This is a genomic window from Bacillus sp. FSL W8-0519 (assembly GCF_038005585.1).
Classification (GTDB): domain Bacteria; phylum Bacillota; class Bacilli; order Bacillales; family Bacillaceae_G; genus Bacillus_A; species Bacillus_A paranthracis.
In genome coordinates, this window is sequence record NZ_JBBOTL010000002.1 from 271,497 (window position 1) to 287,678 (window position 16,182).

Genomic DNA, 16,182 nt, shown 5'->3' on the forward strand with positions numbered 1-16,182 from the left:
TAAAAAATTAACGATTAATATAATTCAACAAGCTTGCGTCTTTTCGGATGTATGTTATTTGCAGTACGTGCCATGATCTGTTCATCCGCATCGATAGTAACACCTTCATTTTGGAGGGATAGCAGTAATACGTTGTCATACGTGTCCATTAAAAGTATATCTCTAGCCTTTTTGCGCTTTGGATAAATCACAACAAGCGGCACCCCTTCATCACCTTCTCTTCTTGAAAACACAACATCGTCTAATCTAGCAATCATTCGGTAATCATTTTCATTCCCAAAAATAAAGAAGAAATCTTGCATTACATCTTTATCTCTCTTATACGTTCGTCTAAGACCACCATCTATTTTCTCTTTAAATGTTTGAACTGTTTCAACAAATGCATAGCGCCAATCAGCATCTCCTACTGTACGTTTAGATAAAGGTAAGAGAATATCTTGTTCAAAGTTTTGATTATCATCTATTCCTAGAAGAATATCTGAAATAACATCTCCAGCTTCTTTCAAAGAGCAGATGTGCATATTTAGGTTTGGTAGATTCATTAAATGTTCATGATATTCTCGCATAGAAAATAAGAGATTCTTCATACGTACGTATGGAGGTTCTGCATCTTCTGCAAGGAACATCGACTTGTCATACATAACAAAAACAACAGTTATATTTTTAGTGTTTTTTTGTGCATATTCAATATACTTCCCCACCTTTTCAACTAAGGTAGCATTGGTTTCTTTGCACATATCCATTTCAATGTAAATATTTTTGTCTTTATATGAAATGTGTTCATCAGGAATTAGAAGTAACCCTGCATCTTCAATTTCTGTTTTCTTTTGTTTTTGATGATATGAGCGAATATCTAACTCGCATAATAATTTATTCGTATTGGTCTTTTTCGACACTTCCAAAAGTGTGCGTACTAATATTTCTCTTGAGCAGAGTGTATGTAGTGAGATTGAAGAAGAATATCTACGTTTTGAAGATCCTGCAGGAATCCTTCCTAATTCTTGAAGGTAATCAACCATTCTATCTTTTAAGGAGAATGTCGCACGTCTGGTTATACTATCATCTCTTTTATCAATTTTTTTAGTCAGGATAGCACCGTATTTTGAAAAACGATTAAGTTTCGTAAACACACTATCCTCAGAAAAATCTCTACCCTCAAATGCACTATAAAGCTGAGTAATTTGTCGTGTAGTAAGATACCTTTTGTAATATAAAAATGTAAATACAAATATATCGGCCTCTTTTAAACGAAAAGATTTCTGTGTACCTTTGCTTGTATATTTATACGTTTTACTTTTCATTATATGCAACTCCATAACTCGAATGTATTTTCAATAAATAACAACCATTTCTATATATCTTATTACAGCAAAATTTAGTTGTAAATTATTAAAAGTTTAAGCTGAATTTGCTTTAATCTAGATACTAAAACTTGTACGCTGAAGTTTGGATTACTTCTCTTCCTAAAAATTAGCTAGAAACATTGATTTATATAGTCTTTCAGTTCTTTTAAAATTGTTCGGACGGAAGACATGTTTTAACCGAACAATTTTTTAAAGGTTCAAGTATTGGAATAAAATCGTTAGGACGGCCTAACAATTTATTTAAACAATTACATTATATAAAGACATGTTACACATACAGAAAATATAATAGATTAATCACTTGTGCATTGTAGTTTCTTTTTGCTATTGAAATAGAAAAAGACCGACAAAATTATATTTGTCGGTCTATTGTTTAGAATGATAATTTCTTCTTTGCTGGTTGTGAATCGTCAGCAACTTCTACTTCAGGTTCAGCACCAAAATTTAATTTTTTCTTTTTAGGTTTTTCTTCTTGTACTGAATCATCAAATGCAAAAAGTTTATTTAAAACAGCATTGGATTTCTTTGAATTAGCTTGCTCACGTTCTTCTTTAATTCTCGTAATCTCATCAATAATATCACTAACACGTTTTGGTAATGGAAGTCCTGCAACAACTGAATAGAATTTTACTATATCCTCTTCTTTTTTTGTTGTATGTTTATTAACGTATGGAGCTATAGGACGTTCATCTACATATGGAGTTCTTTCTTTTAAGAAGTTTTCCATTTGATTAAGGAATGAGAAGTTGTATAATCGCCCTGCTCGCAGCGGTGATGTAACGATAGATAACGCGCTTTTTTTAGCACTTTCTAGCTCTTCTCTTTCTGTATCGTATAAAACGCCTTTTTCTAGTGCGTTACCTAATTGAGTCAAGTAACCTAGCGGGTTTTCAGTGTCTAATTGATTTGATTTTAGTTCTAATTTTGCTAATGATAAAACGCCTGGTGTATTAATTACTTGAGCAAATTCACTCGCATCAAAATGTGTATCTGAAAACGGTGTAAATGATGAAGTAACTAGGTTAATCTCATGTAATGCATCAGCAATATATTTGTTACTATAGCTAGTATATTCGTTTGCTAAAGCACTTGGATTTTCCTCTTCAAATTTTCTATATAGTTTAGCGTTATCTATTAATACAATTGAGCCAAAAGCTTCTTGGTTCATAGCAATACTACGAATGCGTGAAGTTGCGTTTTCTAATACTTTTAAAGCCTCAGCATCACGTGGTAAAGTCAGTAACAATCCAAAATTGTAATCATGTTCATAGAGCATTTCAATAGCCTTTAATAGAGCACCAGTTCCTGTTCCTCCACCTAGACCACACGTAATCCAAATAAAATCACGATCTTCAAATTCCTGTTTTACCGCTTCGAAAATCTTTGTTTCATGCTTTACAAATGCTTCCTCTCCAACCTGTGGATTACGAGCTGCACCTTGTTCATATCCTTCTAACTGTATTTTACGGACGTTCCCTGTGTTTTTAATCTCAATTTTATTAAAATCTTGACTATTTGTATTAACAAGAATCGCACGATATGGGTATTTGTTATTTTTAATTTGTGTTTCTTTATTTGCGCACTCTGCTGCGATTGCACATCCACCCATACCTAGTCCTAAGAATCCAAATTTCAAACTAATATTTCCTTGGCTTTCGATTTCTGAAAAATTGCCTGCCATATGTATATCCTCCTCAAATATATATTTTAGTTGTTTTTCTCAACTCGTTTTTCCAGTTCCTTAATTAAAACATTTCCTAGATCTGTTACGTCATAAATTCGAACACGTCCTATTGCTTTGAAAGATATTAACCCTGCTCCTTCAAGTCTTGCAGTCATAATATCTAAAGCATATCGCGATGGAAGTATTTTTTTACCCTCATAATCTTTTTCATTCTCAATTTGATAGTCTTTATGATATTGGTTGATATAATCCCATAACTTTTCTTTGTTCATTGCGCCCTCGGCGTATAGCACACGTAAAGCCCAAATCCCATCATTTAAATTCTCACAAAGCACATCAATAATTTCACTACTACTCATTGATATATTAGACAATAATTTCACACCACCTTTAATAAATAATAAATTTTATCTATAGGTACAAAAAGACAAGATAATTATACGGAATTTAATACCGTTATAAAAGCCGTAAATACTTCGGTATATATTTCCGAAGTATTGTATATACTAACTATAATACATCTACGGATGATAATCAAGAATCTTATTAAATCAATACTTTAAATAATTCCGTAATAATTACCGTAATTAATATTTTAATTGTTACGCATTTATTACGGTAATAAACACTGTAATGAATACGTAATGATTATAAAAGATGCATTTTAATAAGTGAAAATCCATGTAAAATTTTTAGTTCAGTTCACAGAATTTTAAGGTGATTTTGTACATAATCAAGTGTTAATCACGCTCACCCGACTAATCACCGCTCGATAACATAGGTATTATTGGTATGCAGCTAAATAAATGAGCAGTGAATGATTGAGTGATCAGGTATAAAAGTCCATGATATTTTATGTAATCTACAAAGGGGTTCTTTTAGTTTCTATAGAATTTTTATATAATGTATTATAGGACAGGCATCATATAGTTAGGTGGTGAGCAAATGATTGATGAACAGTTAAGCGATGGTTATTATCGCGTATCTGAAGTAGCAACCATGCTTGATATTCCTGAAAGTACTCTTCGTAGATGGTTGAATGATTTCGATGAGTACTTGAACATAAAAAAAGAACGCCAACTTAAATATGTTCATGAGGATAGTATTGATACAGTAAAAAAGATTAAACATTATTATTCTGAGTCAAAGAAAAAGCACGAAATTGTTGGGCTTTTAGATATGGATCCGACGGTTATTCGCAATGTTTATGCTGAAGATGTTGACGGTGATGGTGAACCAAAAGAAACATCACTAGTTAAAGCACAACAGGTCAATCCAGACTTTATAGAAGCTTTGACGGAAAAAATTACTGAGGAAGTTACAGCTAAAGTGACTGAAGAATTAACAAAACAAAATATGGAATTCTTCGCTGCGGTGGCTAAACAAAGTCAGGATAATTTCGATAGAATCAATAAGCGATTAGAGGAACGTGACGAAAAGTTAATGAGTACTATACGATTAATTCAAGAACAAAAAAGTGCTAATGCTCAGCGACAAGAGAATACTGAACAAAAAGGCGGCTTTTTCTCTAAGCTTTTTGGAAAAAAATAAAAAGGCTATCATTTGATAGCCTTTTTATTTTGCTTATTCTTAATATCATTTCAAAAGCTTAGTTCATTGATTATCAATATGATTCATTCACAGCTATTGTTTTAAACTTATAATAATCATAGAACTTAGGTTTATTTTGCTATACAAAGAGTTTTCTAATTCTATTTCTTCCAATCTGTGAACTACCCGCCACTTAACGTCCTAATGGACTGTTTGAAGTGGTGGCTTCTCGGTTAGTCGTTACTTTTGATAGCTAACGAATTTGTCCTAAGACAACCGAGCTAACCCCCTCGTTCCAAGGGTTATTTTATTGCTATCTATGCCAACGCTAATAGGCGTATTGCTTCATTTTTGATATTGATAGCTGCGTTATAATCTCTATCAAGATTTACACCACATATACAAGAATATACTCGCTCAGACAATGACATGTTTTTCACATTTCCACAACTGCTACATGTTTTTGTGGAAGGAAACCATTTGTCTATTTTCATAAGTTGTTTGCCTTGTTCGTGTAGTTTATAAGCTAAAAAAGAAGTGAACATACCCCAAGCATTATCAGCGACGCTTTTTCCAAAATGAAGTGCTTGCGACATGCCTTTCATATTTAGATCTTCAATAGCTACAACATCAAAATGAGTAGCTAACTCTTTAGACTTATGATGAAGGAAGTTCTTACGTTGGTTCGCTACTTTTTCATGTAACTTAGCTACACGGATACGTTGTTTATTCCAACGAATAGAACCTTTTGTTCTTCTTGATAATACTCGTTGTGCCTTTGCTAATCGGTCTAACATTTCACGATAGAACTTAGGATAATTGGCTCTCTCATCCTCAGAACTAACGTATAATCGATCCATCGCAAAGTCTAATCCAACAACTGTTTCTACTTCATTTTGTACAATCTCTTTTTCGTATTCAGTCAAGATAGACACATAGTATTTACCAGTAGGTGTCATAGAAATCGTACATGACTTGATTACATGGTCTTGTGGTATTTCTCTATGCTGCTTGATACGTACCATTTTCAGTTTTGGCAATTTAATATGACCGTTAAGCAACATAATATTTCCGTTCACTACATTCGTTGTATAAGACTTTCTGTCTTTTTTGCTTTTGAATGTTGGGAAGTCATTTTGACCACGAAAGAAATTCTTATAGGCAGTTTGCAAGTTTAGTTGAGCATTTGCCAGTGCTAATGAATCAACTTCTTTTAACCACTCAAATTCTGCTTTGTATTTCGCAGGAGTGGGAAGCTTTTGTTTCTTTAGTTGTTCCTTATCATCTTTGTGATTTTCATACGCTTCTTTCCGTTCGGCTAACATTCTGTTATACACGAAACGTACACAACCGAAGGTTTTACGCATAAGATGTGCTTGGTCTCCTGTTGGATACAAACGGAGTTTATATGCTTTATTCTGCTTTGTCATATCATTTCACCTCACTTTTCACTTTGATTTTCAATATATTTTTTTACTACGTCTATTGATGAACCACCAGTAGTTAGTAAGCAAAAACCTCTTGACCAAAACATCTCTTTCAATAGTTTCATACTACTTAATTAGTAGTATGAAACTATTTTTATATTAATCATAAAAAAAACAGTTTATTCTTATTCAAAACTTACACCTTCACTCGATCACTCAACCATTCGCTAATCATTCATTCTAAAATAGTAATATGATTGACCGGTGATTAATTGACTGATTACAATTAGGTTTAATGCAATGAAATCAACCGTTCAATCACCACTCAACCTACATACGAAAATAACAGTATTTACACACGAGTGACTGGTGATTAGTTGGGTGATTTAAGGTGTGGATAATGAAAAATGTGCCATTAATGCGCTTTATCGATGATATTTTGTTAATTGAGCGACAATCAGGCGGTTGATCAGAGGCTGTTTAAGTTGTTCTTACTTATTGTGAATTGACTTTTGATTGAGCGGCGCTCAACGAGGTGTTTGAGTGGTGGTTATTTATACATAGTCATTTAGCAAAGGTCATACTTTTGAAAAAATCACCTTGCAACCATGGGAAAAACTATATATGATGTAGTTACTTTATATTTTTGTATTTTTTTAGATACAAATTTATTAATAATAAAATATTTATATAATAAAAAATAAAATATAAAAAAGCAAAAAAAGGTTCATCAGCCCAATGAAATAGCGCCAACTACTTCATTGTGGTACACCGCACAAAAATCCCAAAAGAAATTTTCAATCGACCGCGGTAAACAAAGCCAATAAACCTTTTTATTTTGCATGAAATTATAAGATAATTTTACTGTATCTTATGTATTTGTGCAACTTAAAAAGGGGATTTCTTGCGTAATTTTAGGCATTGTTTACCGTTGTTATACAAGTATTACTCTTTTAAGAGAGTAGTATTTTTGTATCCGTGGTATGACAGTGCCTTTTTCTGCTCTTTCGAAAGGAGTTAGCAACATTATGCATACGCAAATGGCTTTTTCCCAACAGAACTTTAAAGTTCATGGGGTTAAATTTTTTGATGGACTATTAAACATCGTAAAACTAGAAAATGAAAGAAAAGAGTTACCATCTTCAGCTTTAGCTACTTACATCTTGCTTCACTTTGAATGCAATGATATAGGAATGCTACCACGTGAATTTCAAATAATGGATCTTGCTAAGAAAAGTGGGATTCCCTACACAACAATTTATACAGGGTTTCAAGTTTGTTTGGAGCGTAGACTCGTAAAAGAAACACCTGTTGGAAATCGTACTGTATATGAAATTGTAGATTATGCGTTGTATAACCACACTACTGCAGAAACTGCAAAGATGACAGGCATATCGCTATCGTATTTCCGTATTCCATTTCACCTAATTCAAACAACGATAATGAGTAGTCTAGTAAAGGCTCGTGATAATAGAGGGATTATATTCCTTTTAGATTTAATCAATACTTTTTCAAGAAAAGTAGGTATGGAACATTATAAACATAAAATTGAGGAGTTTCAGATTACAAGAAAGATGTCTTCCTTAAAAAGGAGATTAAATCGTAATGCAAAGAAAGTAAGACACTACATAGAAATTATTAACCCCATCGTGCAATTTACTGCAATCGATTCTAAAGAGAAGAAATCTAATGAAACAAGAATTACTAGTGCAAGGAAACAGGTAAAACAAATCATCATTGAGAAGTTCAACGTTGTATTTTCTTCAAACTGCGTAATTGAGAATGATAAAAAAGAATTACATAGACCAGTAGCGAAGTGCAGAAAAGAAGCGGTGTCTCGTTTGAAACATATGGGACAGGCGTTACGTAAAAAAGATAAAGAAAATATAATGACTGCATTTAGACAAGAAATTGTTGATATCGCAATCTATTTACCGACGAAACAAAAACAAAGTGAATTATTAATTTACGCAATGACTTATGCATTAGATCAAGTGGAAAGTTGTTTGAAAGAGCAAGAAATATTCTCTATTCCAGCATTTATGCGTGTAAAGTTTAGAGAGTCCTGGATAGGTTTTAAGGAAAAAAACTTGTCTACAGGGAAAAAACACGATGCAATGATAAATTATCATAAGAAGAATGGTGTTTATCCGGAATTTATGTGATTTTAAAAAAATATATATGGAAACCCTTGTTAAAAAGTTACTTAAAAGCAAGGGTTATTTGGCATGTTCTTTAATTTGAAGACATGCTTTTTTATTTAGGAAAATATATCTATTAGCATTTTTACGGAAGCATATAATTGATTTACGTTATGTTTGGTTACGACTCGGTATGTTCATAATTCGATTCAATACTTGTGGTTATCTTAGTAATATGATTCTAACCTTGTGAATTCTTAGTAATATGGTATTTAACTTCTTAATTTGTGATTTCTATGATGTAGAGCTTGTATGTAATGGGGATATTACGATAGTGAATTTAGCTTAATATCCAGGAACGTATGTAATACAAGGCTTTAGAGGTGTTTGCTGAATCTCTTTATAATTAATGATTGAGTTTAGTTATATATATTTCTTGTTGTTTTTATATAAAATACTTGGATTATTTATATTTAATTACTTGTATTTTTTTAAATTAAATACATAGAAAAATAGAAAGAAGGAATAAATATAAGTTTACAAGGAGGTAATTAATCTATTGACTTTTAAAATTCATAGAGGTATTCTTATACGTGAACTACAATTAACTAAGAGAAATATACAAATTAATAGATTTAATTTCTAGCTAAACGGACACACCGAAGGCACATAACCTGCCATCGGTGTGTCTTTTTTTTGTATAAATAACAATAAAAAGGGAGAATTTGAAGCTATGAACGAAATTGTGAACATGAGTAAAGAACGATTTACAAAGTATTGTGAGGAGAATGCAGCATTTGAAGAGGATATTAGTCGCATTATTAATCACTACTTTTTATTACTAGGGAATAAGGCAAATATCTTACAGGAAAGAGAATTTAATAACGAAATTGAAGAAAAAACGTTTAAAAATAATGTGAAACGTTTTGAAACTCTATTCCCTGCAGCTGTTAAAAATGCATTTTTAAAAGGATATCAATTATGCCTTGAGTTTATAAATCATCCTGAAACGCAAATTCCTGAGAATCTATATACTGATCCGAATTTTATAAAAGATATTCCTTTTGCCTTAGCAAATGCATCTGAATATGAATTGTACGAAATCATTCGTACAGATGAAACACAGGAATTTAGTGTATTTGCTATACGAACATATGAAGGGATTCGTCCATTGTTAGAACAAGTATTTTGCGAAGTTGCATTCACTGGTGCTGAATATGCTTTTGAACATGAGCGAATGGAAAAAGGAATTGAATTAAAGAAAGGTAATAGTACCTCGTTAACCAAAGTTCCTGTAGATCGTCTTTTCGCGATTACGCCTTCTGTTAATGGAGTTGTTGTACATGCGGAAGAACATTGCGAGATTTGGAATTTAAATTGGAATAGCAAAGTAACAATTAATGATCCTTTTATTGAGCTTGCTGAGGTTACGTTTATTCATCAAACAAAAGATATGATTCAAAAAAATATTGAAGATGGTGTTTTATACTACAGCATTCTTTATCTTGGTACACCTTTACATGAGATACAAGATCGATTAGAAATACGAGTAAAGCTAAATTCTGATTTTGGAGCTCCACGTACAATGGAACAAGTTGAAATTGAGTATATTTTGAATGAGATTATTGGGAAGGTTCATCTTGAGGCACAAATTCCAATTGAAAACATGATTTTAATCCAACGTTAGATTTTGTAGGAGGTTAACTATGGTGAAAAAAATCGTTTTAGCTATTAGTGATACTGTATATACGGCATATTTACGTGAGGATTTTATTGGTGCGGGATTTGAAGTAGCTGATAGTGATGTGATGCATATCAAGTATCTAGATGAAATTCTAGATACAGAACAGCCCGATATTCTATGTATTAATGACAAACGATTAAATATTGATGCGGGACATGAAGAGAAACGTGAATTGATTATCTTACAGAAACTAAGAGATATTCGCTTTAATCGAGATATTCGTATTGTGGTATTTACAGAGCGTGAAAATGATGATGAGTTTTTGGCGAAACTGATTTATCTAGGTATCTATGACATTTTTAACTCTCGTAGAATTGATATTGATAATAAAGTTATCCCGCAGCTGCTACAGGAGTCGGATATTAAAAATGTAGCAGAAATTGTAGGCGCAAGTCAGGCACCACAACAAACAAAGTTACCCGAAGTTCCTGTTGATGAGGAAGAAGAGGAAGTATCAAGTGAATTAGAGGAAGGTGGCAACAATGAAGCTTCCTCTAACTCCAAGAAACTATTTAAAAACAATCAAAAGCGTAAGTCTGTTCCAGGTGAGTCACAAAAAGCACCTATTATAAAAAAACAATATAAATTGGCTTTTGAGCCGGTATATGAAAAACAAATAGGTATTGCTATTCCGAGAAGAACAATTGTTGTGGCCAGCATGAACAAAAGAAGTGGTGCAACTTTTGTTTCACATCTTTTAGCTGCTTACTTAAATGAACTACAGATTGATGTGAACTATATAGAGAATCTATATGATGATGGATATACGTATCCTTTATTAAAGGGATATACAGAAGCACCAGAAAACTATCGTAGTGAATTTATGTTACAGCGATATAAGGAGATGCTACAGAAGGAATCTGATATATTATCAATTCCAAAATGGAAGCAAGGAAGAATAAATTATATCGTAAAGAATCCTATAGTGGACCAAGAGCTGAAAAACGAAACAGAGCAGGACTTTGACCATTTTATTAAGGTATTATTGGCTAACCAAGAAGCGCCTATATCTATTATTGATGCGGGGTACGATTGGGATAAAGATTTATACCATGAAATATGTGAAATGGCAGATTTTATTTTCTTTGTAGCAGAACCAGATCTGCATCAATTGTTAAAGATAGCGCATCCTCTTACACAAAAGGAGAGAAAACTTGTTTCTTACTTAGTTTTAGAGAAAACGAGAATTATTGGGAATAAGTTTTCTACTGCACTTTTAAAGTATGAAGTAGTAGAAGAATGTTTTGGCGATAAGGTATTAACTGCTTTAGCACCATATGAGATAGAGGATGTATTTGAATCTCAATTAAAAAGTAGTACGTTACTATCTAGTCGGAACTATTATAAAGAGCTTGAAGGAATAATGAAGGAAATAGCAGAGTTATTACTGCCAAACCAATTGTTGAATCAAAAGAAAAGTTCCATTTTAAGTGGATTTCGATTTCGGAAGTCTGAAAATTAAGGAGGGGTGAAGAAAGATGCAAAAATTTATTATAGGGGCCGCCTCAATATTATTATTTGTTGGCTGTTTATTCTTAATGACAGATATGATTATTGGAGATACAACACACACAGATAATAAGTCTGCATCAGAACGCGCTGGAAGTACAGCAATGGATAAAGCCGTAAAAGTAGGTGTTTTACGAGCGCAAGAAGAAATTGCTATTGAACCAGGTATCGCAAAGAAAGAATTTGAAAAGTCTTATAAACAAAATGCAACATTTAAGGATCCTGCATCAAAACGAGAGTTTTCTGTACATGCTGTACAAGAGCAACCTGCAATGATTGCGGTTGAAGGAGAAGCGGAAGCTGCTAGTTATACGAAACAATTTGATGAAAAGAAAGGTAACATTAAGAGTAACGCAAGACACATATTTATTTATGAAGCAGATTCTGACAACAAGAAAGCTGGAGGAAACGTGAAATAAATAAGAAAAAGTAGGTGTGTAAGAAATGCAAAATACAGTAACAACAGCGCTTTTTCTAACGCTTTCTTTATTATTGATAACTCTTATACCAGAAGGTGTACTGTATGGAATGCAGTTAGTAAAAGCACATGATTTTGCTTCTAGTACAGTAGAGTTAGCAGAACAAACAGGTGGTTTTCAGTACACATATGAAGGAAAAAACGTAAATCTAATTCCTGATATAGAGAAGAAAATGAAAGAGCAGAATATGGATGGATGGAAATATGAATATACTAAAGGGCGCGTGGATCATAATCAGCCGTTAAATTTTAAGATAAAAGCTGAACATCACTTCTTTATTTTTAAAATGATAGGGATTGATAGTGTGAAAGCACCAATATGGGCTAACAAAGATGGAATGGGACAAATCTATTTCCGTTGAGAATATCAATATATATAAAGAGTTAAAAACTATACTGAAAAGTGTAGTTTTTTTACTAGAAATAAATATTTATAAATAAATATATAAAAATACTTTACAAGCCTATTCTTATATGGTAATATTTTCCATATAGAACAGCGGTTATAAAAAAACGCTAATTTATAAATTTATATGTTAAAGTATCTGGATTTTATATTTAAATTCGATACAATAAAGGAATCTATTAAAAAACTAATATACTTGGAGGAACAAACAATGGCTAACAAATTTTTAAAAACAGCAACAGCATTAACAATTATGGGTACATCATTACTAGGAGCAGGAGCATTTACTGCTAAGGCTGATAACACAGACTCATTAAAATTCAGTGATGTTCCAGCAAATCACTGGTCTACAAAAGCAATTTATGATTTAACAAATCGTAAAGTAGTACAAGGATACGGAAATAATATCTTTGGTTTTGGTGACAATGTAACTCGTGGGCAAGTTGCTCGTATGATTTATATGTACGTTAAACCAGCAGATGCAGATGCTAGCTTCAAAAATCCATTTACAGATATTAGAGGACACATGTTTGAAAAAGAAATTAGAGCACTTGCTAAAGCAGGTCTAGTAAATGGTTATGGTGAAGGGAAATTCGGTCCAGATGATGTCTTAACTCGTGAACAAATGGCGCAAGTACTTACAAATGCTTTCAAGTTCAAAGCTACTAAGACAACTTCCTTTACTGATGTTGATAAAAACTCATGGGCATTAAAAGCAATTAGTGCATTAGAAGAAAATGGCGTTACTATTGGTACAGGAGGTAAAATGTATTCACCATATGCACATGTAACTCGTGAACAATATAGCCAGTTCTTATATAACTCTATTAATGCAGTAGAAAAAGAGACTAAACCAGAAGTGAAGCCAGACCCAAAACCTGAAACAAAACCAGAAGAAAAACCAGATACAAATTTACCATCAAGTATAGATAAAGGTTTAGTTACAGAGGAAGTTACGTATAATCCAAACGCTATGAAAAACCCGATTGCTCAAAAATCCATTTCTACAGAAGCGCAAAATCTTATTAAGAGTGTGAATAGTAAATATGGTACTAACCTTAAGTATGCAGATATAAATGGAACAATTAGACTGGTTGATAAAAATATGTACTTACCAGCAGGTACAATTGGTGCACAAGTTTATATTGATGCGGTAAGTGAAAATGATTTTAAAATTATTTTCCTAGATAATAACGAAGCAACTATTGAGTTAGCTAAAAAGTGGACTACTATGTTAAATTCAGATTTAGTTCTAGATAAAGAAATTCAGGAAACTGTAGATGCTCAAGAAATTAATAACTATGAAAAAGGAAATTATAAAGTTCGTGTAGGGCACTCTACAGCTGATCATATGATGTACATTCAAGTGCGTGTATAATATTATTGCATTTTAAAGCTACATTTGATACATTTAAAGATGTAATATAATAATTAACTAATATACAATTTATTTACGTAAAGGACACACCTTACGTACCTACCAAGGTACGGGTGTGTCCTTTTTTTATGTTAAAAGGAGTGAGGTTATGAGACTGCGAAAAAATATACTATTAACGTGTGTTTCAGTGATGTTGGTATGGCCATCAGTAGCAAGTGCAAATAATGGGGATATTCCATTTTATAATGGGAATGAAGACACGTCTTTAAAATCACCTGAATTACAATTGAATGGGAAGCTACTTAGACCAGGAAGTGGTTATAAAACAAAAGAGTTCGATTATAAAGCGGATTTACATTTTCCTGCTGTTTATAATGGTTCTTTTAATTGGGGGAATTCAAGGGAAAACCTTATCCAAAATGAAGACCATTCAGAACCTTATGTGCGTATATCAAATGAAGGCTACATTAACCCTTCAGTTGTAGTGGGAGATAGAATGGTAACCGAAATAGAGAGAATTACAAACGATATAATTGCAAGTAAATATTGGGGTAACCCTGAATTCGTTTTAAGAAACTTAATTCCACATAGGATTAAAAATGGGTTTTCAGATAAATCTTATGGAGAGTTCTATTGGATTAGAGACATTGCTTATCTTTCTGGCGGATATGCAGGGGCTGGTGGTGTAAATGACGTGAATAGGTATAGCTTGTGGTATGTACGCACAAGTAAACCTCAAATAAAAGATTTTAAAGCTACGAGTGGGAAAAAAGATATACCCGTAAAATTTACATTTAACGGTTTTGAATATGTAAGTAAAAATAAAGGATACAATGACCGAGATCCTAATGGAACAACAATAAACCCTTATCAAAAAGCTGCCGGAGAACGGAACCGAGTTAAATGGATGTTAGATATTACAAAAGATGGCGAAACCGTGTATCATCAAGAAAATTATCTGCGTTCAACTCCGCAAAAAGATAATCAAAAACCAAATGAAGGTGATGCAGGGCAATTTAAGTCAGAAGAACTAAAGTGGCAGCCACAAATGTGTGGCCGATATACTGCGAAAATTAAAGCCATTGATGCTGTTCAAAGGGAATCAAATGAGAAAACTGTTGATTTCACCATAAATGGTAACTGTGGTACAGAAGTAACCCCTAATCCAGATCCAGGTGATGAAGATGATTTTAAATATAAAATCGATTTCTCTGCTGACCGAATTGAAGGAGAAACAGCAAGAGAAGGAAAGAATATAAAAACAAGAATAGATGTATCACGTGATAATTTTAAACCCGAACGTGACCAATATAGAGCAAAGGTAAATAACAATATTAATAAGTCCGAGCAAGCGGTAAATAGTTCTGAATCCGATAGAGATAGTGCGCAATCTAGTCTTAGTTATTGCCGTCGTAATCCAATTCATGAGGTAGATGCAGAAGGAAACCATCACTATTACGATAGAGACTGCTCTTGGGAAGAAAATAGATTGGATAGTGCAGCAAGTAGGTTAGATACAGCAAGGCAGAAGTTAGAAAAAGAGAAAAATAAAATTAAAAAGTTAGATGCGCTAGAAGCGAAGTATGCAAATCCTGAAACGGTAGTCGTGCTCAAGCATAACGGACAACAAGTAGCAACACAAAAGGTAAGGTTAACTGAGGGAGAAAAGAAAACCTTGAACCTTGGCTGGCAACATAAGGGGAAAGGAACAATTCAGGCAGAAATTAACCCTGCTGGTAACCGATTAGATATAGAAGAAACCACATACAAAAATAATCCTATTAAAACAGCTATCTATTCACCATCTCATGAAAAAGGAATGTGCGGAGTAACGAGTGTAAAAGGTGTGGTAGAAACAGTAAGTGAACGTGTGTCAAAAGAGGACACAGTGGGAGAAATGTTCTATGAAACATTAAGTGGAAGTATTGATAATTTAGAACCATCTAAGCTCCATGCGGGGTATGGTTTTTCTTATGAAGTTAATGGGAAATACAAAAATGATTGGAATACCAATTATCCAGGTGTATTTACAAAAGCAACGGCACAGTATCCATTTGCAGATGAAGGACTAAAAACAGCTTATGATTTAGAGAGTGTTTCTAATAATGGCTTAACATCTAAATTCCTACCTAAAAATATGTATTTGTCTGAAGTAACAGGACATGTCTTTGATAGTAAAAGACCAACTAAGTCTTTATATTGGGATGGTAAGGAAAAAATTATTGATGGCCAACGAAAATGGTATGCGCCATTAAAAACAAAAGATGGAAAATATTCGTTCAATGTTGAAACAAACCCAGCAGGTGTGAATGAAATGAGTTTGTGCCTGACAGATGAAGTGGAAATTAAAGGTGTTGCCTACGATGATTTTAAAAAGAGAAGGGTGCTTGCGGATCTTCCATTCCCTGTGCAAACACCAGGTTGGAATTGGGTTGGAAAGGAAAATATTATTACTGATTTATCAAATTGGTACTATATGAAGAATAGAAATTAGATAAAT

Annotated in this window: 12 protein-coding genes and 1 pseudogene; 8 read left to right on the forward strand and 5 right to left on the reverse strand. The window is 33.0% G+C overall.

All coding sequences use genetic code 11. The features are described from left to right. Positions 1 to 14: 14 nt before the first annotated feature. The 3 genes from NST14_RS29395 to NST14_RS29405 all read right to left on the reverse strand — a co-directional run bounded on the left by NST14_RS29395 (position 15) and on the right by NST14_RS29405 (position 3,407). Complete coding sequence (locus tag NST14_RS29395) at positions 15 to 1,301, reverse strand: replication-relaxation family protein (RefSeq protein WP_000837871.1); 1,287 nt, start codon at positions 1,299 to 1,301, stop codon at positions 15 to 17. A 436-nt stretch (positions 1,302 to 1,737) separates the two neighbouring features. Then, entirely contained in the window at positions 1,738 to 3,045 is a 1,308-nt protein-coding gene (gene repX, locus NST14_RS29400; RefSeq protein ID WP_000918313.1) for a plasmid replication protein RepX, read from the reverse strand. A gap of 26 nt (positions 3,046 to 3,071) precedes the next feature. Beyond that, complete coding sequence (locus tag NST14_RS29405) at positions 3,072 to 3,407, reverse strand: hypothetical protein (RefSeq protein ID WP_000098927.1); 336 nt, start codon at positions 3,405 to 3,407, stop codon at positions 3,072 to 3,074. Positions 3,408 to 3,993: 586 nt separating this feature from the next. Here NST14_RS29405 and NST14_RS29410 point away from each other — a divergent pair. Next, positions 3,994 to 4,599 carry a DUF3967 domain-containing protein gene (locus NST14_RS29410; RefSeq protein ID WP_000564666.1) on the forward strand — a complete coding sequence of 202 codons (606 nt, stop codon included), beginning with the start codon at positions 3,994 to 3,996 and terminating at the stop codon, positions 4,597 to 4,599. A gap of 317 nt (positions 4,600 to 4,916) precedes the next feature. Here the strand turns inward: NST14_RS29410 and NST14_RS29415 are convergent, their stop codons facing one another. Beyond that, the gene (locus NST14_RS29415) at positions 4,917 to 6,029 is read right to left on the reverse strand and encodes an RNA-guided endonuclease TnpB family protein (protein ID WP_341119486.1); all 1,113 of its coding nucleotides are present in this window, start codon (positions 6,027 to 6,029) and stop codon (positions 4,917 to 4,919) included. Positions 6,030 to 6,040: 11 nt separating this feature from the next. Beyond that, positions 6,041 to 6,148 (reverse strand): annotated as a pseudogene (locus NST14_RS29420) (transposase); the annotation flags it as partial. A 906-nt stretch (positions 6,149 to 7,054) separates the two neighbouring features. Here NST14_RS29420 and NST14_RS29425 point away from each other — a divergent pair. The 7 genes from NST14_RS29425 (at position 7,055) to NST14_RS29455 (ending at position 16,176) form a co-directional block, all read left to right on the forward strand. Continuing rightward, positions 7,055 to 8,191, forward strand: a complete 1,137-nt coding sequence (locus tag NST14_RS29425; protein ID WP_000557422.1) for a hypothetical protein — start codon at positions 7,055 to 7,057, stop codon at positions 8,189 to 8,191. A gap of 709 nt (positions 8,192 to 8,900) precedes the next feature. Continuing rightward, entirely contained in the window at positions 8,901 to 9,854 is a 954-nt protein-coding gene (locus tag NST14_RS29430) for a hypothetical protein (RefSeq protein ID WP_001002940.1), read from the forward strand. A 19-nt stretch (positions 9,855 to 9,873) separates the two neighbouring features. Next, the gene (locus tag NST14_RS29435; RefSeq protein ID WP_042512129.1) at positions 9,874 to 11,373 is read left to right on the forward strand and encodes a hypothetical protein; all 1,500 of its coding nucleotides are present in this window, start codon (positions 9,874 to 9,876) and stop codon (positions 11,371 to 11,373) included. 16 nt (positions 11,374 to 11,389) lie between these two features. Next, positions 11,390 to 11,839 carry a hypothetical protein gene (locus NST14_RS29440; protein WP_001168864.1) on the forward strand — a complete coding sequence of 150 codons (450 nt, stop codon included), beginning with the start codon at positions 11,390 to 11,392 and terminating at the stop codon, positions 11,837 to 11,839. A gap of 25 nt (positions 11,840 to 11,864) precedes the next feature. Then, positions 11,865 to 12,260, forward strand: coding sequence for a DUF4320 family protein (locus NST14_RS29445; RefSeq protein ID WP_001181745.1), 396 nt, complete (start codon positions 11,865 to 11,867; stop codon positions 12,258 to 12,260). Positions 12,261 to 12,515: 255 nt separating this feature from the next. Next, the gene (locus NST14_RS29450) at positions 12,516 to 13,682 is read left to right on the forward strand and encodes an S-layer homology domain-containing protein (protein WP_048519921.1); all 1,167 of its coding nucleotides are present in this window, start codon (positions 12,516 to 12,518) and stop codon (positions 13,680 to 13,682) included. 148 nt (positions 13,683 to 13,830) lie between these two features. After that, positions 13,831 to 16,176 (forward strand): hypothetical protein, encoded by a 2,346-nt coding sequence (locus NST14_RS29455; protein WP_048519919.1) that lies wholly within the window; start codon positions 13,831 to 13,833, stop codon positions 16,174 to 16,176. Positions 16,177 to 16,182: the final 6 nt, after the last annotated feature.

Bases quoted from the DNA above. Each gene is read 5' to 3' on its own strand.
- NST14_RS29435 (WP_042512129.1), top strand. From the start codon at position 9,874: ATGGTGAAAAAAATCGTTTTAGCTATTAGTGATACTGTATATACGGCA.
- NST14_RS29425 (WP_000557422.1), top strand. From the start codon at position 7,055: ATGCATACGCAAATGGCTTTTTCCCAACAGAACTTTAAAGTTCATGGG.
- NST14_RS29405 (WP_000098927.1), bottom strand. From the start codon at position 3,407: ATGAGTAGTAGTGAAATTATTGATGTGCTTTGTGAGAATTTAAATGAT.
- NST14_RS29450 (WP_048519921.1), top strand. From the start codon at position 12,516: ATGGCTAACAAATTTTTAAAAACAGCAACAGCATTAACAATTATGGGT.
- NST14_RS29455 (WP_048519919.1), top strand. From the start codon at position 13,831: ATGAGACTGCGAAAAAATATACTATTAACGTGTGTTTCAGTGATGTTG.
- NST14_RS29415 (WP_341119486.1), bottom strand. From the start codon at position 6,029: ATGACAAAGCAGAATAAAGCATATAAACTCCGTTTGTATCCAACAGGA.
- NST14_RS29410 (WP_000564666.1), top strand. From the start codon at position 3,994: ATGATTGATGAACAGTTAAGCGATGGTTATTATCGCGTATCTGAAGTA.
- NST14_RS29445 (WP_001181745.1), top strand. From the start codon at position 11,865: ATGCAAAATACAGTAACAACAGCGCTTTTTCTAACGCTTTCTTTATTA.
- NST14_RS29430 (WP_001002940.1), top strand. From the start codon at position 8,901: ATGAACGAAATTGTGAACATGAGTAAAGAACGATTTACAAAGTATTGT.
- repX (WP_000918313.1), bottom strand. From the start codon at position 3,045: ATGGCAGGCAATTTTTCAGAAATCGAAAGCCAAGGAAATATTAGTTTG.
- NST14_RS29395 (WP_000837871.1), bottom strand. From the start codon at position 1,301: ATGAAAAGTAAAACGTATAAATATACAAGCAAAGGTACACAGAAATCT.
- NST14_RS29440 (WP_001168864.1), top strand. From the start codon at position 11,390: ATGCAAAAATTTATTATAGGGGCCGCCTCAATATTATTATTTGTTGGC.